This window comes from Kitasatospora sp. NPDC056800, from assembly GCF_042789775.1.
In the GTDB taxonomy this organism is placed as follows: domain Bacteria; phylum Actinomycetota; class Actinomycetes; order Streptomycetales; family Streptomycetaceae; genus Kitasatospora.
On sequence record NZ_JBHUAL010000111.1, the window covers coordinates 1 to 19,458 of the forward strand.

15 protein-coding genes are annotated in these 19,458 nt (G+C 74.9%); 11 read left to right on the plus strand and 4 right to left on the minus strand.

Annotation, left to right across the window (positions count from 1 at the left end; all coding sequences use genetic code 11):
- The first annotated feature begins 239 nt into the window (after window positions 1–239).
- The 8 genes from ACFRQN_RS23345 to ACFRQN_RS23380 all read left to right on the plus strand — a co-directional run bounded on the left by ACFRQN_RS23345 (window position 240) and on the right by ACFRQN_RS23380 (window position 11,594).
- Window positions 240–1,649: a sensor histidine kinase gene (locus ACFRQN_RS23345; RefSeq protein ID WP_380741849.1), complete on the plus strand. Its 1,410-nt coding sequence runs from the start codon at window positions 240–242 to the stop codon at window positions 1,647–1,649.
- Window positions 1,601–2,266 carry a response regulator transcription factor gene (locus ACFRQN_RS23350; RefSeq protein ID WP_049659962.1) on the plus strand — a complete coding sequence of 222 codons (666 nt, stop codon included), beginning with the start codon at window positions 1,601–1,603 and terminating at the stop codon, window positions 2,264–2,266. The genes ACFRQN_RS23345 and ACFRQN_RS23350 overlap by 49 nt, the downstream gene beginning before the upstream one ends.
- A gap of 246 nt (window positions 2,267–2,512) precedes the next feature.
- Entirely contained in the window at window positions 2,513–4,120 is a 1,608-nt protein-coding gene (locus ACFRQN_RS23355) for a DUF2637 domain-containing protein (protein WP_380741851.1), read from the plus strand.
- A 109-nt stretch (window positions 4,121–4,229) separates the two neighbouring features.
- A complete protein-coding gene (locus ACFRQN_RS23360) occupies window positions 4,230–5,519 on the plus strand; it encodes a DUF6986 family protein (protein WP_380741853.1) in 1,290 nt (429 codons plus the stop codon).
- 171 nt (window positions 5,520–5,690) lie between these two features.
- Window positions 5,691–6,347 carry a YigZ family protein gene (locus tag ACFRQN_RS23365; protein ID WP_049659555.1) on the plus strand — a complete coding sequence of 219 codons (657 nt, stop codon included), beginning with the start codon at window positions 5,691–5,693 and terminating at the stop codon, window positions 6,345–6,347.
- Window positions 6,348–6,813: 466 nt separating this feature from the next.
- Window positions 6,814–8,634 (plus strand): hypothetical protein, encoded by a 1,821-nt coding sequence (locus ACFRQN_RS23370; RefSeq protein ID WP_380741855.1) that lies wholly within the window; start codon window positions 6,814–6,816, stop codon window positions 8,632–8,634.
- A gap of 114 nt (window positions 8,635–8,748) precedes the next feature.
- Window positions 8,749–10,515 carry a restriction endonuclease gene (locus tag ACFRQN_RS23375; protein ID WP_380741857.1) on the plus strand — a complete coding sequence of 589 codons (1,767 nt, stop codon included), beginning with the start codon at window positions 8,749–8,751 and terminating at the stop codon, window positions 10,513–10,515.
- Window positions 10,516–10,829: 314 nt separating this feature from the next.
- Window positions 10,830–11,594, plus strand: a complete 765-nt coding sequence (locus ACFRQN_RS23380) for a ZIP family metal transporter (protein WP_049651307.1) — start codon at window positions 10,830–10,832, stop codon at window positions 11,592–11,594.
- Between the two features lie 66 nt (window positions 11,595–11,660).
- On the opposite strand, the gene ACFRQN_RS23385 is transcribed toward ACFRQN_RS23380, so the two are convergent.
- Window positions 11,661–12,566: a LysR family transcriptional regulator gene (locus tag ACFRQN_RS23385; protein WP_049651306.1), complete on the minus strand. Its 906-nt coding sequence runs from the start codon at window positions 12,564–12,566 to the stop codon at window positions 11,661–11,663.
- A 178-nt stretch (window positions 12,567–12,744) separates the two neighbouring features.
- On the opposite strand from ACFRQN_RS23385, the gene ACFRQN_RS23390 reads away from it, so the two are divergent.
- Window positions 12,745–13,686 (plus strand): EamA family transporter, encoded by a 942-nt coding sequence (locus ACFRQN_RS23390; protein ID WP_049651311.1) that lies wholly within the window; start codon window positions 12,745–12,747, stop codon window positions 13,684–13,686.
- On the opposite strand, the gene ACFRQN_RS23395 is transcribed toward ACFRQN_RS23390, so the two are convergent.
- Window positions 13,601–14,122 (minus strand): MarR family winged helix-turn-helix transcriptional regulator, encoded by a 522-nt coding sequence (locus tag ACFRQN_RS23395; protein ID WP_049651305.1) that lies wholly within the window; start codon window positions 14,120–14,122, stop codon window positions 13,601–13,603. The genes ACFRQN_RS23390 and ACFRQN_RS23395 overlap by 86 nt on opposite strands.
- Before the next feature lie 169 nt (window positions 14,123–14,291).
- Here ACFRQN_RS23395 and ACFRQN_RS23400 point away from each other — a divergent pair, with 169 nt between their 5' ends.
- Window positions 14,292–14,624: a DUF2218 domain-containing protein gene (locus ACFRQN_RS23400; RefSeq protein WP_049651304.1), complete on the plus strand. Its 333-nt coding sequence runs from the start codon at window positions 14,292–14,294 to the stop codon at window positions 14,622–14,624.
- Here the strand turns inward: ACFRQN_RS23400 and ACFRQN_RS23405 are convergent.
- Both ACFRQN_RS23405 and gabT read right to left on the minus strand, forming a co-directional pair.
- Window positions 14,597–15,271 (minus strand): phosphatase PAP2 family protein, encoded by a 675-nt coding sequence (locus tag ACFRQN_RS23405; protein ID WP_380741859.1) that lies wholly within the window; start codon window positions 15,269–15,271, stop codon window positions 14,597–14,599. The genes ACFRQN_RS23400 and ACFRQN_RS23405 overlap by 28 nt on opposite strands.
- Window positions 15,272–15,741: 470 nt before the next feature.
- Window positions 15,742–17,082 carry a 4-aminobutyrate--2-oxoglutarate transaminase gene (gene gabT / locus ACFRQN_RS23410; RefSeq protein WP_049651302.1) on the minus strand — a complete coding sequence of 447 codons (1,341 nt, stop codon included), beginning with the start codon at window positions 17,080–17,082 and terminating at the stop codon, window positions 15,742–15,744.
- Window positions 17,083–17,327: 245 nt separating this feature from the next.
- Between gabT and ACFRQN_RS23415 the strand changes: the two genes are divergently transcribed.
- Window positions 17,328–19,400, plus strand: a complete 2,073-nt coding sequence (locus tag ACFRQN_RS23415) for an ATP-binding protein (protein WP_380741861.1) — start codon at window positions 17,328–17,330, stop codon at window positions 19,398–19,400.
- Window positions 19,401–19,458: the final 58 nt, after the last annotated feature.

Genomic DNA, 19,458 nt, shown 5'->3' on the forward strand with positions numbered 1-19,458 from the left:
GCAGGGGGGACCCTGTGGGAGAGTAGGACGCCGCCGAACAATTCTTCAGAAGAACCCCCATCCGGGTCCCGGATGGGGGTTCTTCGCGTTTTCAGACTGTCTCATCGGTCGGTGTCACTTCCTCCACTCACAGGTGGTCCTAGGTCTACCTCGGTTTTGGGGTGCCATGGCCAGTGTGGGTGATGGACGGTTCGTGAAGACTGATGGAGGACGATCGGTACCGGCATCAGGAGCTTCCCGTGACAACAGTGAGTCGTACGAGCGGCGCGTCCGTACGTGCTCAGGCCCAGGCGGCCTTCAAGGCCGGCGGTGAGGGGCTGGCGCGGCTCGGTGTGGTGGTGTTGGCCGCGGTGCCGGGAGTGGTGCTGCCGGTGGGCGCGGCGATCTGCTCGGGGGCGGTCACGGCCCGGCTCCTGCAGTCGTACGACCTGGGCGTCTTCCTCTCGCTCCTGGTGGCAGCGACCGTCGGCGCCGTGGTGGCCGCGGCCAGCATCCGCCGTACCGCGAACCGCACCCGCGGCCAGCTGGAGCGCTGGTTCGGCATCCGGCTGCCGATGGTCTACGAGCCCCGGCCGGAGCTGGAGCTGGACGGCCGGGGGCACTGGTGGACGGGCTACACCTACCACCGGTCGCGGACGGTGGCGAAGTACGTCCAGGTGGTCCACTGGGGCCTGCGGGACCGGACCACCCGCGCCGAGCTGCTCTGGCTGCTGGCGAACCCGTTCCTCGTGGTGGCCCTGGCCGGCCCGGTGGCCGTCCTGCTCGGGCTGGGCGTCGCCTACATCCTGGCCGGGCCGGTGCCGGCGGACGGGTTCGGCCCGTTGAGCAGCCGGATGGTGGCCGTCCTGCTGAGCGCCGTGCTCGGGGCCGCCATGATCGTCGCGGGCATACTCGCGGCACCGTACGCGGTGCGGGGGTACGTGGAGGCCGCCCGCCGGGTGCTGGACCAGGACGGCCGGGCGACGAACGCCCAGCTGACCAGGCGGGTGGCCGAGTTGACCGAGACCCGGGCGGACGCGGTCGGCAACCAGGCCGCCGAGCTGCGGAGGATCGAGCGGGACCTGCACGACGGCGCCCAGGCGCGACTGGTCGCGATCGGGATGACGCTGGGCACCATCGAGCACCTGATGGACACCGACCAGGAGGCCGCGCGGGAGCTCCTCGCCGAGGCCCGCCAGTCCTCGGCCCGGGCCCTCCAGGAGCTGCGGGACCTGGTGCGCGGCATCCACCCCCCGGTGCTCGCCGAGCGCGGACTGGGCGACGCCGTCCGGGCGCTGGCGCTGGACAGCGCCCTGCCGACCGAGGTGTGCGTGAGCCTGCCGGACCGGCCGCCGGCGCCGGTGGAGGCCGCCGTGTACTTCAGCATCTGCGAGCTGCTGGCCAACGCGGCCAAGCACTCGGAGGCGGAACAGGTGTGGGTGGACATCCTCTACCGGGCCGGCTTCCTGCGGGTCACGGTGACGGACGACGGGGTGGGGGTGGCGGACCCTTCGCGGGGGACCGGACTGCGCGGTATCGAGAAGCGATTGGGTACCTTCGACGGTGTCCTCTCCATCGACAGCACGTCGGGCGGACCCACCACCATCACCTTGGAGTTGCCGTGCGAGTTGTCCTCGCCGAGGACCTCTACCTCCTTCGCGAAGGCCTGATCCGGCTGCTGGAAGCGCACGGCTTCACCATCGCCGCGGCGGTGGAGACCGGGCCCGAGCTGTTGGACGCGCTGCTGACCCACCGGCCGGACGTGGCCGTGGTTGACGTCCGGTTGCCCCCGACGCTCACCGACGAGGGCCTGCAGGCGGCGCTCAAGGCCCGTCGGGAGATCGCGGGCCTGCCGGTGCTGGTGCTGTCGCAGCACGTCCAGCAGCTCTACGCGCGGGAGTTGCTGGCCGACGGCACCGGGGGGATCGGCTACCTCCTGAAGGACCGGGTGTTCAACGCCGGGCAGTTCATCGACGCGGTCCGCCGGGTGGCGGCGGGCGGTACGGCGATGGACCCGGACGTGATCGCCAAGCTGATGCAGACCACCTCGCGCCGGCCCGGTCCGCTGCTGCGGCTCTCCCCGCGCGAGCGCGAGGTGCTGGAACTGATGGCCGAGGGCTGTTCCAACTCGGCGATCGCCGCCCGCCTCTCGGTGAGCGACGGCGCGGTGGCCAAGCACATCGCCAACATCTTCGGCAAGCTCGAACTCGCCCCCGACGAGGACGCCAACCGCCGGGTGCTGGCGGTGCTGACCTACCTCAACGGCACGGCGGGGCAGACCGGCTGACGATCCAGCGGCGCCTCCGCTCCGACCCCGCGTGGTGCCGGTCGCCGGGGCCCGGGCCGCCGCACTGTGACACCCCAGGCTGTGGGCACGCTAAACACGTGTACGAGTAAACTCCGGTGAGCCGAGCCCGGAGGTTGCCCAGCCGTCCGGCGGCCCGACCAACGGAGTCCGGCGGCCCGACCAAACGGGACCCGGCAGCCGAGGCAGCGTACGGCAGCAGCCGACATCCAGGGGTTGATAGACGTAATGGCACGCCCAACGCTCACCAAGGCCCATCGGGGCCTGCTCGGCCTGGTCGCGGCCGGTGCCTTCATCATCTCGGGCATCGGCTTCGCGGGTTCGTACAACGCGGTGCGCGACCTGGCCGAGCAGAAGGGTTTTGGCGCCTTCTCCTACGCCTTCCCGATCGGTGTGGACGCCGGCATCGTCGTGCTCCTCGCGCTCGACCTGGTGCTGACCTGGCTGCGGATACCCTTCCCGATGCTGCGGCAGACCGCGTGGCTGCTGACCGTCGCCACCATCGCCTTCAACGCGGCCGCCTCCTGGGGCGACCCGCTGGGCATGGGGATGCACGCCGTCATCCCGGTGCTCTTCGTCGTCGTGGTCGAGGCCTCGCGGCACGCGGTCGGCCGGATCGCGGCGATCACCGCGGACCGCCACATGGAGTCGGTCCGGGTGATGCGCTGGCTCCTCTCCCCGGTACCGACCTTCCGGCTCTGGCGGCGGATGAAGCTCTGGGAGCTCCGCTCCTACGACGAGGTCATCCGGCTGGAGCAGAACCGCCTGGTCTACCGGGCGCAGCTGCGCTTCCGGTACGGCCGCGGCTGGCGCCGTTCGGCACCGATCCAGGCGCTGCTGCCGCTCAAGCTCGCCAAGTTCGGCGTGCCGCTGGACCCGGCGCTGCTCGACCGGCTCGACGACGACGGCCGGGCGCGCGACGTCAAGGAGGTGCCGGCGGAGCAGGAGACGCCGGGGGTGGCCCCGCAGGAGAACCGCGTCGCCGCGGCCATCGCCCCGGCCGCCGAGGCCCACGCCCAGCAGCCCCCGCACCCGCAGCAGGCACCGCAGGCCGTCCAGCCGGCCGCCCCGCAGGTCCAGCACGCCCAGCCCGACCAGGTCCAGGGGCAGCCGCAGGCCCAGCCCGAGCAGCCGCAGCAGGCGCCCGCTGCCGTCGCCCCGCTGTCCGCCGAGGTCGCCGCGCCGATGCTCGCGAAGCTGGCCGCCGTCCGGCTGCGGGCCGCCCAGGAGCCGGACGCGGCGGCGGAGGCAGCCCCGCAGCCGCGCGGCGAGGAGCTGAACGTCTGGACCGAGCGCCCGGTCCGCACCACCGGCCACCCGACCGACGCCGCCCCGGGCGGTCGGGTGCCCGGGCAGGCCTCGCCCTGGTTCAAGCCCCCGCGCCCGGTCGCCGAGGAGCCCGCCTCCGCCCCCGCCCCCGCCCCCGCCGCAGCCGTCGCCCCGGGCCCGGCCCCCGAGCCCGCGCCCGGTCCGCAGGCCCAGCACCCGGTCGGCCCGCAGCAGCGGTCCGAGCAGTTCGATCAGCCCGAGCAGCCCGCCGAGTTCGCACGGCCCACCGGGCTCGCGCAGCCGGTCCCGGCCGCCGAGTCGGCCCGCGCCGAGCAGTCCGCGTTCTCCCCGGCGCCCGCGCGCCTCGACCCGGACGTCGCCTACGCGGCGCTCGTCTCGTACATGGACGCCCACAGCCACCAGCCCGACCCCCAGCGCCTCGCCGACTGGCTGACCAGGGAGTACGGCGTCACCGGCAAGGGACCGGACGGCTCGGTCCACCCCAAGGAGGTCGCCGACCTCTACCCGGAGCTGAACGAGCGCTACGCCGCGGCCGGGCGGGACTGACCGCCGCCGCCACCGTCCAGGGCTCGGGCGGCCATTGACGCCCGAGCCCGCCGGAGCTACCTTCGCCTCAACAAACTGTTGAAGCGCTGGTTCGGCATGGGGAGTGCGGATGACACGGGTCGGGGTCGACGGAAACGGGCCGACGGACGGGGCCTCCTTCTCCACCGGGGCCCGCGCCGCCGTGGAGGCGCTGCTCGCCCCGGTCGACGCCGATCTGGCGCGCCGTTACCCGGGTGAGCCCGGGACCAGGCAGCCGGTGCACACCGTCTACGTCCCGGCCGACGCCTTCGGCGCCGACACCGTGCGGGAGTGGGGCCGCCGGGCCCTGGAGGCCTTCGACCGCCACGCCGCCATCCCCGCCGAACTGGCCCGGGCCCTCGGCGTCTCGGACGACGAGCTGCTCGCCGACGTGCACGCCCGGGTCCGCGCCAAGCTGCAGCGCGAGCCGGTCGAGGACCTGCGGATCGACTTCGAGGACGGGTACGGACCCCGCCCCGACGCCGAGGAGGACGCGGCCGCCGTCCGCGCCGCCGAGCTGGTCGCCGCGGCGGTGGCCGAGGGCGGCGCCCCGCCGTACCTCGGCATCCGGACCAAGTGCATGGAGGCCGCCGTCCGGGCCCGCGGCATCCGCACCCTGGAGCTGTTCCTGGCCACCCTGCTGGCCAACGGCGGGCTCCCGGAAGGCCTGGTCCTGACCCTGCCCAAGGTGACCTACGCCGAGCAGGTCACCGCGCTGGTCCGGCTGCTGGAGGACTTCGAGGGCCGGGCCGGGCTGCCCGCCGGCCGGATCGGCTTCGAGATCCAGATCGAGACCACCCAGGCGATCCTCGGCCCGGACGGCCGGGCCACCGTCGCCCGGATGATCGAGGCCGCCGAGGGGCGCGCCACCGGCCTGCACTACGGCACCTTCGACTACAGCGCCGCCTGCGGCGTCAGCGCGGCCCACCAGAGCATGGACCACCCGGTCGCCGACCACGCCAAGGCGGTCATGCAGGTGGCGGCCGCGGGCACCGGGGTGCGGCTCTCCGACGGTTCGACCAACGTCGTCCCGACCGGCTCCACCGAACAGGTGCACGCCGCCTGGAAGCTCCACCACGGACTGGTCCGCCGCTCGCTGGCCCGCGCCTACCACCAGGGCTGGGACATGCACCCGGCACACCTGCCCACCCGCTACGTCGCCGTCTACTCCTTCTACCGCGAGGGCCTGGCGGCCGCCGCCGCGCGGCTGGCCGCGTACGTCGCCAAGGCGGGCGGCGACGTGATGGACGAGCCGGCCACCGCCCGGGCGCTGAGCGGTTACCTGCTGCGCGGACTGGACTGCGGCGCCGTCGACCTCACCGAGGTCACCGCGCTGACCGGCCTGGACCGCGGGCGGCTGAACGCCCTGGCCGGCCGCTGACCCGGCCGCGTCCGACAGTCGGGTCCCGGCCGTCGATCCTCCGGCTCGGCCGGCTCCCGGCCCCCGGCCGTTGATCCCTCCCGTCGTGCGCCAACTAGGCTGGCGGTGCCGCCCCGGTGTCCCGGGGCGCGCGCCGTCAGCCTTCACCGTCCTCGGGAGGACCCCCGCGCCATGTCCGCCACGCCGGAGCCCACCGCCAGGCCGTACCTCACCATCCGGCGGGCCGGCAGCCACGAGACCGAGATCAAGAAGTCCCGGTTCATCTGCCACCTCGCCCGGGTCACCGACGAGGAGGGGGCACAGGCCTTCATCGCGGGCATCCGCAAGCAGTACTGGGACGCCCGGCACAACTGCACCGCCTTCGTGGTCGGCGACGAGCAGCGCCGCGAGCGCTCCAGCGACGACGGCGAACCCGGCGGCACGGCCGGGGTGCCGATGCTGGAGGTGCTGCGCCGACGCGGGCTGACCGACACGGTCGCCGTGGTCACCCGGTACTTCGGCGGGATCAAGCTCGGCGCGGGCGGCCTGGTGCGGGCGTACGGGAACGCGGTGTCGGAGGCGGTGGACGAGGTCGGCCTGCTGGAGCGCCGCCCGGTCGCGCTGCTCGCGGTGACGGTGGACCACGTCCGGGCCGGGCGGGTGGAGAACGACCTGCGGGCGGCCGGGTACACGGTGAGCGACCTGGCCTACGAGGCCGCCGGGGTGCGGATCGAGGTGGGGGTGCCGGAGCCGGACGTGGCGGACTTCCACACCTGGCTGGCCGAGGCGACCGGCGGTACCGCGGTGGCGGTCCCGGCCGGCCGCACGTACGTCGAGGTGCCGGTCTGACCCGAGGTGCCGCTCTGGTCGCCGGGGCGGGGGGTAGCTCCTGGGTCCCGGGGGTCGGACGATCCGTCGGACGGCCCGTGACCGGCCGTTTCCCGTAGCCCAGGCCCCGCGCCACGCGGAAGACCGCTTGAGCAGATTCACCCGAACGTAGTGTCGTAGCCCGGAGTTGGAACTTCCGCTCCGGGCCGTGGCGTTTCCTGGGCAAGGCTCCGGCAGAACCGGACGAAACCATCGATGGAGGACACAGGACCCCACCCCGCACCACGGAGGTATGCGCATGACCTCGGATCGATCGACCTCGAATTCCCAGTCCGCGACGAACCCGACCTCGAACCGCCCCACGAGCCACCCGACGAGCCGTCCGACCTCGAACCATCCGATCGCGAACCGCCCCGCCCCGAACCGCGTCCGCTCGCACGCCGCCGCCGACCTGCCCGGTCCCCGCGGCCCCGCGACGCCCTACCGGATGACGGTCACCACGGCCCTCTCACACGCCGAGGCCGTCGCCCTGGCCGACGAACAACTGGCCTGCTGGCTGAAGCAGGAGGGCTTCGAGGAGCCCCCGCCGGCCCACCGCGCCCCCGCCGAGCAGGGCACCGAGCCGGCTCCCACCGCCGAGCGCCTCCGCCTGGGCGAGCGCGTCCTGCTCGACCGCGACCAGGGTCCGCTGCGCGGCGGCCCGGGCGCCGGGCGGTACGACCGCCGCCGCCTGCGCACCCCGGCCCCGCACGGCACCCAGCAGCTCACCCTCACCGTGGCCACCGGTTCCGACGGCCCTACCTGGGTCCGGCTGGAGGCCGAGACCCACAGCACCGGCAGCGGTGTGCGCACCCCGTGCCGGGTGCCGGTGCCCGAACTCGCCCGCACGCTCCTCCCGCTGCTCGACGCCACCGACGGCCCGACCGCCGTCCACTCCGGCCCCCGGGTGATCACGGCCGACGAGGTCGACGCCCTGATCGACGAGCTGTGCGACCCCGAGCGCAGGCTGCCCACCGTGGTGGCCAGCGTCCCGGTGAACCTGCCGCTCGACAGCTGGGTGCGGGACGTGGTGGCCCCGCTCTGCCAGCAGCTGCCCGGCCTCGCCACCGCCTACGTGCTGGACCCCGGCGCCCGCACCGGGTTCAACGTCGCGCTGGAGTACCACACCGTCTACGGCGGGGCGGTGCGCACCTACCTGCCCGAGGTCGACCCGGCCTCCCGGCAGGACAGCGCCCGACATCCGGTACTTGCCCGGGGCCGAATAGAAGAGGACCTGCGCCGCGCCGCCGGGCTGCTCGCCCGCGAGCCGCGCCGCCTGGCCGCGGAGCAGCCGCTGCCACCGCCGCTGGCGGCCGTCCCGGTGCTGCGCGTCCCGCCGCCGCAGCTCCGCCGGGACGCGCAGCAGACCGGGGAGCAGGCCGTGGCACACGCCGCGGAGCAGGCCGTCGGTCAGGTGGCCGAGGAGACCGTCGAGGGGGCGCCCGCGGGCACCGTCGAGCAGGTCGTCGAACGGACCTCCGGCCCGGCCGCCCCGTACCAGGGCGTGGAGCTGGCCGCGCTCGCCCGGGAGGAGCAACAGGACCGCGCCGAGCAGCAGGCCAGGGCCGACGAGCTGGAGCGGGTCCGGCACACCCTGCGCGTGGAGCGCCGCGAACACCGGGAACGCGGCCAGGGCCGGGAGGGGCGCGACGGCCGGGACGTCCGGGAGGGCCGTCTCCGCTCCGGAGCCCGTGCTCTGACCGGGCGCCACTGCGTGGCGCCGGGCGGTGGACCGGTCGGCGGGCCGCACTCCGTGGTCCAGCCCCCCGACGGCTGCGGCACGCCCGACACCTTCACCGAACTCATGGCCAGACTGGGCGAGTTCCCGCTGGTGACCTTCACCGGTGACCAGAAGGTCGCGCTCGCCCTGGACGAGCTGCAGTGCGCCGGCGCCGGCTGGGCCCGGCTCGCCTGGGACGGGCTGACGGCACTCCAGGAGTACGCCGAGGCGGCCGTACGCGGTGCGGCCGGCGGGGACTTCAAGCAGTGGTGCGAGCGCACCCCCGAGGGCTGTCACCGCTTCCCGCCCCGCAAGGCGGTCCGCGGGGAGTCCCGGACGGTGTTCAGCCACACCAAGTGGAAGCGCGAGCGGATGCTGCCGGTCCCGGAATGCGTCGACTCCTCCCGGCGCGCGTTCATGGGCGCGCACCTGCGGATCGGCGGCGGCCGCACCGCGCCCCGGCTGCACTACCTGGACGACTGCTCCGGCAGCGGCCGGATCTACGTCGGCTACATCGGCCTGCACCTCACCAACACCCGGACCAACTGAGCGGCTTGGCTGACCGCCGCGCCCGTTCGGGGGACAATGTCCGGCAGGGGCGGGCCCACAGGTTCGCCGATCGCCCCGGGCAGGCGCCGGACGAGCATGGGGGAACGACGACCGATGCAGTACTCAGCAGACGGCCAGTCCGACGGAACCGCCACCGTCCAGTTCCCCCGGCCGGGCTTCCTCGCCTCGGTCTTCCGCGACCTCGGAGCCGAGAACGGCCAGGAGCCGGACGGCGCCGCCGCCGACCGCCCCCGTGGCGGTGCGACCGGTGACGGCCCGTCCGGCGACGGGCCGGCCGGTGACAGACCGACCGACAGCGGACCCACTGGCAACGGGCGCACCGACAACGGCCCCACTGGCAACGGACCGACCGGTGAAGGACCGTCCGAGCCCGGCCCCGGCGAGGCCGACCCGGACGAGGCCGTGGCGGCGCACGCCCGGGCCGCGACCCTGACCCACCACCGCACCCGCGCCGTCCGGGCCGAGCACGACCGGCTGGCCGACCTGCTGCGCCGCGCCGCGCTGCCCGTCTCCGCCATGGACTTCGAGAGCCAGCTGCGCCACTACCAGCCCCGCCCCTACCCGGCCGACGGCCCCGGCGGCGGCGCCGAGGAGGAGTCCGAGCCCCGCTGGCAGGACTTCGCGCCCGCCGAACCGCCCGTGGCCGACCCGGAGGGCGGCCCGTCCCGTCGGCTGCTCGACTCCGGCTACCAGCGCGAGCTGGCCCAGGCCCGGCTCACCCACCAGCGCGCCCTGCGCGAGTGGCGCACCCGCCGGGCCGAGGCCGGCAGCCCGGCCGCCGACGAGTCCCGGCGCGCCCACGAGGCGGCCGAGGAGGCCCGGGCCCGCGCCGTGCGCGAGTACAACGAGAGCCTGGAGGAGTGCCGTCGGGCCTACCGGCTGGCCGAGCCGGCCGCCGTGGAGTCGCTGCTGGAACGGGCGCTGGCCGCCGCCGAGACCGCCACCCAGGACCTGCCCGCCCCGTGCCGGGCGGTCTTCCGCCCGCTCACCCGCACCGCCGTGCTGGACCTCGACCTGCCGCCGCTCGACCTGGTGCCCTCGCTCGCCGGCTACCGGCTCGCCCCGGACGGCGACATCCTCCCGGTGCCGCGCCCGCCCGCGGACCGGGCCACCGACTACCTGCGGCTGGTCGCCCGGCTCGCCCTGCGGGCCCTGCAGGCCGCCGATGCCGTGGACACCGACGAGATACTCGCCGGCGTCGTCCTCAACGGCTGGCTGCGCGATCCCGCCACGGCCGAGCCGCTCTGCCTGGTCAGCGTGGACGCCGACCGCGACGCACTGGCCCGTACCCGGCTGCTGCCGCCGGGCACCCCGTACGAGGAGCGCGACGACGAGGGCGTCTACGCCGACGCCGAGCAGGACGAGGCCCTGGTACGGCTGCGCCAGCTCGGCGCCGCCGTCACCCCGGACCCGTACGACCGGGCCGGTGTCCGGCCCGCCGCCCAGGCCGGGGCCACCGTGCCGGCCGCCGCCGACCTGTCCGCCAACGAGTTCGCCCAGCTGGTGCGGGACCTGCTGACCCGCGGCGGGATCGCGCAGTGGAGCGTCCGGCTGCGCGGCCCGGCCGGGCTGGTCGCCACCGGCGAGGGCGCACCCGGCACCTCGCTGCCCGGCCGCTGGGTGGTGTGGGCCTCCCGGGACACCGGGTCGATCGGCGCCGAGCAGATCGAGACCCTGGCCGAGGCGGTCGGGGAGGAGTCCGCCGAGCGCGGCCTGCGGCTGACCACCGGCCGGTTCACCGAGGAGGTGCTGGACCTCACCGCCGAGGAGGGCCGCCGGCACATCCACCTGATCGACGGCGACGGCGTCCGCGAACTCGCCCACACCCACCTCGGCCTGCCGCTCGCCACCGGTGGCTGACCCGCCGCCCGCTCACCACATCGGCCCTGCTCAGCAGCCTTTGCCCACCGCCCCGTCCCGGCGGGTCGGCCCGTCGCCGGCCTCACCCGAACGGCCCATCCGTCGGGCGCTCCGGCAGGTCCGGGCCGAGGCTGGGGGAACGGCACCCCGGCCCCGGCACCCCCGGGTGATCACCGTCGAACGGGCGTCCGGTACGGTCGGCGGTCGGCCCGGCCACGGGCGGATCCCAGGGGGAGAGGAATGGGCAGAGCGCTCGGCGCACCACCCGGCGAAGGCCCCGGCGACTCGGCCGGACCTGTGAAGGAGCCGAACCGATGACCGCGGTACTGGTCGCCGCCGCGGCGTTCCTGATGACCCTGATCGGCGGTTTCGTCGCCCAGCGCACCCGCGACCGCCGCCACCTGGTGCTCGGCTTCGCCGCCGGACTGATGCTCGGCGTGGTCGCCTTCGACCTGCTGCCCGAGGCGCTCCACCAGGCGCCGGGCGAGGTGCACGGCGTGCCGCAGGCGCTGCTGCTGTTCGCGGCCGGCTTCCTCACCATCCACGTGATCGAGCGCGCCGTCGCGATCCACCGCGGCCACGAGGGCGAGTACGCCGCGCACTCCCACGGCCACCACCACGGGGACGCCCGCTCCGCCGGGCACCAGGGCGTCGGGCTGACCGCCGCACTGGCCCTGGTCGGGCACAGCGTGATGGACGGCTTCGCGATCGGCGCCGCCTTCCAGGCGGGCACCACGGTCGGCACGGTGGTGGCCATCGCCGTGGTCGCGCACGACTTCGCCGACGGCTTCAACACGTACACGATCACCCGCCTGTACGGGAACAACCGGCGGCGGGCGCTGACCCTGCTCGCCGCGGACGCGGTGGCCCCGGTGTCCGGCGCGGCGATCACCCTGGCGTTCACCATCCCGGGGCACCTGCTCGGCCTCTACCTGGGCTTCTTCTCCGGCTTCCTGCTCTACCTGGCGACCTCCGACATCCTCCCCGAGGCGCACAGCCCGCACCCCTCGCGCAGCACCCTGCTCTGCACCGTGGCCGGGGTCGGCTTCATGTGGCTGGTGATCGGCTTCGCCGGCTGAGGCCCGCACCGGTCCTCGCCCTCGGACCGATCGGCCCGGCGGTCGGGCGACCGGCCGCCGCGGCCCTCAGCCCGGAAGCCGCCCCCAGCACTCCCGCATCGAGGCCAGCGCCTCGGTGATGGCCGGCCGCCGGGAGGCCTGGGAGCGCCAGAGCGCGAACACCCGGCGGCCCGGCTCCGGCGCCACCCGGCGGGCCGCCACCCCGGGCGGCAGCGGGCCCCGTCCGAGCCTCGGCACCAGGCCCATCCCCAGACCGGCCGCGACCAGCGCGATCTGCGTCTCGAACTCCCCGACCTGGTAGCGCACGTCCGGCTCCTCGCCGGCCTCGCGCAGGGTGCGGACCAGCCAGTCGTGGCAGATGTTGCCCGGTGGCACGCTGATCCAGCGCTGCCCGCACAGCCGCTCCACCGGCACTGGGTCGAGCGCGGCCAGGTCGTCGTCGGCGGGCAGCAGCAGGTCCACCGGGTCCGTGCCGAGGTCCATCCGGGAGACCCCCTCCTGCACCGGCAGCGGCACGGTCGGCCAGTCCTGCACCAGCGCCAGGTCCACCTCGCCCCGGGCCACCAGCTCGGCCGCCGGGTACGGGTCGCGCTCCAGCAGCCGGACGTCCAGCTCCGGGCAGCGCCGCCGCAGGTCGGCCAGCGCCCCGGGCATCAGTCCGCGGGCACCGGACGGGAACGCGGCCACCAGCAGCCGCCCGACGGCCTGGCCGCGCTGCTCCTCCAGCCGCACCTCGGCCTGCTCCACCAGCCCCAGCACGGTCTGCGCGGTGACGGCCAGCTCGCGCGCCGCGTCGGTCAGCACCACGCCGCGGCCCTGCCGCTCCAGCAGCACCGTCCGGGTCTCCCGCTCCAGCTTGGCGATCTGCTGCGAGACCGCCGAGGGCGTGAAGCCGAGTGCCGCGGCCGCCCCGCCGACCGAGCCGTGCACCGCCACCGCGTGCAGCGCCCGCAGGCGCCCCAGGTCCATCATGCAGTGATACTAAAGCGTCCTCTTCAGAATTCATCGCTGGTGCTGAACGGTCCGGCGCCACCATGCTCGACCCATGACCGCGACAACCGCCGCCGCTCCGAGCGGCCGGAACAGCATGAGCAGTACGGGCAGCACAGGCAGCACGACCGGCACGGGCGGCACCGGCGGCCGGGGCGGCATGAGCCCCCGCCACATCGCCCTGGCCGTCCTGGTGGCCGCCGTCTGGGGCCTCAACTTCGTCCTGATCCACGTCGGCCTGGACAACTTCCCGCCGCTGCTCTTCTGCGCCCTGCGGTTCGCCGTCGTCGCGGTGCCGGCGGTCTTCTTCGTCGGCCCGCCCAAGGTGGCCTGGCGCTGGGTGCTGGCGGTCGGCGTGGTCCTCGGGGTGGTCAAGTTCGGACTGCTCTTCCTCGGCATGCACGCCGGGATGACGGCCGGGCTCTCCTCGCTGGTGCTCCAGGGGCAGGCCGGCTTCACCGCGCTGTTCGCCGCCGTGCTGCTGCGCGAACGCCCCGGCGGGCAGCGGCTGGCGGGCCTGGCGGTCGCCTTCGCCGGCATCGCGCTGAGCGCCTGGGACCAGGGCGCCGGCGGCCCGCTCGGGGCCTTCGCCCTGGTCGTCCTGGCCGCCGTCGCCTGGGGGCTGGCCAACGTGCTGACCCGCAGGGCCGCGCCGCCGGACGCGCTGCGCTGGATGGTCTGGGTCAGCGCCGTCCCGCCGCTGCCGCTGCTGGGCCTGTCCCTGCTGGTCGAGGGCCCCGAGGCGGACCTGCGCGCCCTGCGCGACATCACCCCGGCCGGACTGGGCGCGATCGGCTACGTCGGGCTGGTCTCCACCCTGCTCGGCTTCGTCGCCTGGAGCTTCCTGCTGCGCAGCTACGACGCGACCGCCGTCGCGCCCTACTCGCTGCTGGTGCCGGTGTTCGGGATGTCCTCGGCCTGGCTGCTGCTCGGCGAACGGATCAGCCCGACGGCCGCCGCGGCCGCGCTGCTGGTGATCACCGGGATCGGGATCACCGCGCTGCGTCCCGGTACCGCTAGCGGCGTGGCGGCCCGGCTGCGAGGAAGCGGGCCTCGGCGGAGCGCAGCACCCGCAGCAGCACCTCCTCGTCGGCGGGGCTGACCTCGCCGAAGTACTCCTGGGCCACCTCGTCCCGGACCTGCCCGATCCGCTCCACCGCCGCCCGTCCGGCCTCGGTCAGCAGGATCCGCACCGCCCGCCGGTCGGCCGGGTCGGGGCTGCGCTCGACCAGGCCGGCCTCCTCCAGCGCGTCGACCACGGTGGTCGCCGAGCGCGGGGCGATGTGCAGCTTGTCGGCGAGGTCGCTCAGCCGCATCGCGTGGTCCGGCGTCTCGCAGCCGGGCACGTGGGCGAGCGTGCGCAGGGCCCGGGCCTGGCCGGGGGTGATGCCGTACGGCTCCAGCCGCCAGCCGGTCTGACGGCGGATCCGCTTGATCGCCCTGGTCATCGCGTCGGCCAGCTCGGCGGCGGTGCCCGGGGTGCCGGGCCGGGGGCCGGGGGAGGGGTCCGCCGGTTCGTCGGTCGGCGTGGTGGTCATCGGCGGTCTCCTCGGCTGGCGTCCGCCCAAGGGTAGCCGTCGGTCCGGGGCCGGTGGCGGGCGACGGAAGACGATCGCGGAAATATGTTGAGCTTGGCTCAGTATCTGGGTTAGCGTTGCTCCCAAGTGAGGGAACCCTAAGTTCCCGTCCCCGACCAATGGAGGGCCCATGCCCCGCTCCGAAGCCCGCGTCGCCACCGACCGCCCGGGCCGTTACGCCAAGCAGCTCACCGCCCACATGGGGCGCAAGATCGAGGCCGTCTACTCCGAGGAGACCGGCCGCGGCACGATGGTCTTCGGCGCCGGCACCGCCACCCTGGAGGCCCAGCCGGACGCGCTGCTGCTCACCGTCGAGGGCGAGCGCGACAAGCTGCCCGGCCTGGAGGATGTCGTCGGCCGCCACCTGGTCCGCTTCGGCGCCCGCGACGAACTCGTCATCGAGTGGCACCGGGACAACGGCGAGCCCGGCCTGGTTCACCGCAACGAGGACCCCGAGGCCTGACCGCCCCCGGCACCCGGCCCGGGCAGCCACCGGGCCAGCGGCCACAGCACCAGGACGGCCAGGCACCAACTCGCCACCACGTCCAACAGCCAGTGGAAGTCGCTCCACACCAGCCCCGCGCCCACCCCGAGCGACAGCAGCGCCGCACCCGCCGCCAGCCCCCGGGCGGCGCGCGGCCCCGCCACCCGGGCCAGCAGCAGCGCCGCCACCCCGTACGAGATCGCCGCGGTCGCGGTGTGCCCGGACGGGTACCAGCCCCACTGGCCCGCCGTCAGCGGCTCCCCGAGCGGACCGGGCCTGGCGAAGGCCGACTTCGCCGGGACCACCAGCAGCGGGATCAGCACCGAGGTCAGCGCCGCCACCGGCAGCGGCAGCCACCAGCGCCCGGCCCCGGCCCGGCGCCCCCGCCAGGTGGCCAACGCGCCGGCCAGCAGCAGCACCGGGACCGCCGGGACGCCGCCGCCCAGGTCCGACAGGAAGTGGCCGAGCCGGTCGAGCAGCGCGTCCGGGACGTCCCGGTGGGCCGTACGGACGGCCCGGCGGACCGAACGGTCCACGCCGAGCAGCGGCCCCTCCACCGCGACCTGCCAGGACACCACCACCAGCAGCACCGCCGCCGTCACCGGGACGGCCACCGACCGGGCCACCCGGCCCAGGACGACGGACAGCCGCCCCGGAGCAGGGGGGAGAGCTCCGGGGCGGCCCTGATGATCGCCGTTCCGTGCGCCCCGGGGGGTGTGGGTCGGACGGTCGGTCGATCGGCCTTCGGTGTGCGCCGGCCCTCCCGGGCCGACCTGGTCGTCCTCGTTCGGCACCCGCGGAACCGGCCCCGGAGGGGGCCCCGCGGACGGCCGCGCCCATGGCTGAGGCTCGCTGTCCATCTGCGATGACACTACGTCAACAGCCCTTCCGCGCCGAGCGCCTTCAGCGATTCCGCACACCATCTTCACCCTGCGCGGGGCAACCTCGGAGGCGCCCCGTCGATCATGCCCCGGCCGCCCGCGCGACGCGCCCGGACAACCGAACGGCCCGTGCGGACCAGAGGTCCCCACGGGCCGTTCAGCGCTGTCCGGACAACCCTCCGGAAGGGGGTTCACGACCTGACGGGCGACACCGCTCAGAGAGCGGCGAACGCGCCCTCCAGGATGTCCAGGCCCTCGTTCAGCAGGTGCTCCGGCATGACCAGCGGCGGCAGGAAGCGCAGCACGTTGCCGTAGGTGCCGGCGGTCAGCACGACCAGGCCCTCCGCGTGGCACGCCTTGGCGATGGCCGCGGTGACCTCCGCGTTCGGCTCCTTGCCACCCGGCTTCACCAGCTCGACGGCGATCATCGCGCCGCGGCCGCGGACCTCGCCGATGATCTCGTACTTCTCCTGCATGGCCCGCAGGCGGCCCAGCATGATCTCGCCGATCCGCTGCGCCTTGCCGTTGAGGTCCTGCTCCTTCATGGTCTCGATGGCACCCAGCGCGGCGGCACACGCCACCGGGTTGCCGCCGTAGGTGCCACCCAGACCACCGGTCTGCGCGGCGTCCATGATCTCGGCGCGGCCGGTCAGCGCGGACAGCGGCAGACCGCCGGCGATGCCCTTGGCGGTGGTGATCAGGTCCGGGACGATGCCCTCGTCCTCGCACGCGAACCACTGGCCGGTGCGGCAGAAGCCGGTCTGGATCTCGTCCGCGACGAACACGATGCCGTTCGCCTTCGCGAACTCCACGATCGCCGGCAGGAAGCCCTTGGCCGGCTCGATGAAGCCGCCCTCGCCCTGGATCGGCTCGATGATGATCGCGGCGACGTTCTCGGCACCGATCTGCTTGTTGATGGTGTCGATCGCCTGGGCGGCGGCCTCGGCGGCGGCGTTCTCCGCACCCGTCAGCCAGCGGTACGGGTAGGCGACCGGCACCCGGTAGACCTCGGGGGCGAACGGACCGAAGCCCTGCTTGTACGGCATGTTCTTCGCCGTCAGCGCCAGGGTCAGGTTGGTGCGGCCGTGGTAGCCGTGGTCGAACACCACGATGGCCTGGCGCTTGGTGTAGGCGCGGGCGATCTTCACCGCGTTCTCGACGGCCTCGGAGCCCGAGTTGAACAGCGCGGTGCGCTTCTCGTGGTCACCCGGGGTCAGCTCGTTCAGCTGCTCGGCGACGGCCACGTAACCCTCGTACGGGGTCACCATGAAACAGGTGTGCGTGAAGCTGGCCAGCTGCTCGGTCGTCCGGGCCACCACGGCCTCGGCGCTGTTGCCGACGTTGGTCACGGCGATGCCGGAACCGAAGTCGATCAGCGAGTTGCCGTCCACGTCCTCCAGCACGCCGCCGTTGGCACGGGACACGTACACCGGCAGGGTGGTGCCGACGCCGGCCGCCACCGCACCCAGCTTGCGGGCGTGCAGCTCCTGCGACTTCGGACCGGGGATCGCGGTGACCAGGCGGCGCTCCTGCGGGAGCGGCGTTGCGGCGCTCATGGGGTATCTCCAGACTTCTCGGCTCGGTGCTTCGCAGGCTACGGCCGCCCTCCCCACCCCGGCACGCGCCACTCGGTAGCAGTGCGCCGTCCGACTTGTCCGGCACGGCCAGCGCGGGTGGCGCGACTACCCGCAGGCCGCGCTCCACTACCCTGAGCGCGGGCGTGTCGCCGGTACGGCGGCATGGGTATGGCGGCACCGACGGCGGTCGGGCCGGGCGGGCGGGCGAGGGAGCGGGACCGTACATGGCACAGGACGGGGCACACCACCACGGCGAGCGCACCACCACCAGACCCCCGACCCCCCTGCCCCACCAACGGCCCGCGGCGGGCACCTCCTCCTTCGACCTCGCGACCTGGGCCTGCGCCCCGCGCCCCGACGCCGACCCGGGCGTCTACCGGCTCGGCTACCGCCGCGTCGACCCGGAGCGCGCGGAGGCGGCCAAGGTCGCGACCTGGCCGCTGCTGCTGCGGGCGGGGCTGAACGCGGTGGTGGCGTGGTTCGCCTTTGTCTACGGCACACAACTGGTGCTTCACCTGATCGTGATCACCGTCTGGGTCGAACACCCCAGCGAGACCCTTGTGACCGTCGTCGGGCTGTCGGTGAACGTGCTGGTGGCCGCAGCCGTCATCAAGATCTTCGGCCGGATGGGCCGCTGGCCCGAGGTGTGGCGCCGTTACGTCGCGCCGCTGCTGTCGCGCACGGTGACGGAGGAGCAGCCCGTCGAGGAGGACGTCCCGGGGGCGGTCGAGGCCGTGCGCGGGCAGGACCCGTGGGACGGGCTGCGCCGGGGCGGTGCGGCCGAGGCGGCCGTCCGGCTGGAGGGCGAGGCCGTGGGGGACGTCGACTACGTGCGGATCCGGCGCGCCTGGGAGTCCGCGCACGCGGACCCGGTGTTCGTGCCCGCCTTCACCGAGCAGGTGGCCAGCCGCGGCGCGGCGGCCTTCGCCCATCCCTCCGAGGCGCGCGAGCTGCCCGGCCGTGCCGAGCGGCACGATCTGCTGCTCGGCCAGGTCCGGCTCGGTACGGCGCAGGACGTCCCGAAGAATCCGCTGGGCCACCGGGCGGCCGGTTTCGCGCTGGACCCGGCGGTGCTGGGCACCTCGCTGCTGGCGGTGGGTCCGGCGGGGACGGGGAAGACGGCGCGGCTGGCCCGGCCGGTGGCCGAGGCGCTGTGCCTGCAGGCGCTGTCCGGTACGGCCTGTGCGGTGGTGGTCGGGGCGGCGGACGCCGACCTCGGCCCGGATTCCTGGTACGACGTGGTGATCGCGCCCGGCGACCCGTCCTCGCTGTACGGGCTGGACCTCTACGGCGCCGCGCGGGACCCGGACGAGGCGGCCGCCCGGTTGGCCGAGGCGCTGCTGCCGGACGAGCTGACGGCCCGCGCGGAGCATGCCCGTACCGCGCTGCAGCAGGTGGTGGGCCCGTTCCACGCGGCGTACGGCCGCTATCCGGGGGTGCGGGAGCTGCGGGCGCTGTTGGCGGGTGAGCCGGACGTGCTGGCGGCGCTGGTGAAGGCGCTCGGCGTGGCGGGCCGACTCGCCGTCCACGAGCGGGACCTGGAGTACCGGGAGCGGCAGCGCGACCGGGCGGACGACCCCGGGGCGCTGCTGGCGGACCGGTTGGCGCTGCTGGAGCGGCCCGCCTTCGAGGGCGCTTTCGCGACCGACGGCACGGGTCGGCCGCCGTTCGCGATGCGGGTGCTGGACCACCCGCTGCGGGTGCGGGTGAAGCTGCCGGAGCGGAGCCACCCGGAGGCGGCGCGGATGCTGTCCCGGCTGGTGGTGGGGCAGTTCGTGCAGGCGGCGGGGGCCCGCGAGGACCGTTCGCTGTTCGCGGGCCTGGTGGTGGACGACGCCTCGGCGGCGCTGGACGCCGCCGCCGTGCGCGGGTTGCAGCGGATGCGCGGGGCGAACGCGGGCGCGGTGCTGCTGCTGCGGACGCTGGTGGACCTGCCCGAGGCGTTGCGGGCGCCGCTGTTCGGCGCGGTCGGCTGTCGGATGGCGTTCCCGGGGATCGCGCCGTGGGACGGGAAGCTGTTCTCGGAGGCCTGGGGGACGCACCTGGTGCAGGAGACCGCGGTCACCCACACCCCCGACACCTCCGGTGGGGTGATACGGCGGGCGGGGCGGGTCGGGCGGAAGGCGCTGTCGGGGACGACGGCGCAGACGGAGTCGGTGACGACGCGGGATGTGGAGCGGTTGCGGTGGTCGCCGTCGGATCTGGCGCACGCGTTGCCGGCGGGGCATGCGGTGGTGTCGTTGACGGCGGTGTCGGGGGAGCAGGTTCCGCCGCTGCTGGTGGACCTCAGGGGCTGAGGGCGGGCGGCGGGGGAAGTCGCCTTCGAGGTGGATTCGGCAGTGCGGGTTGTCCGGG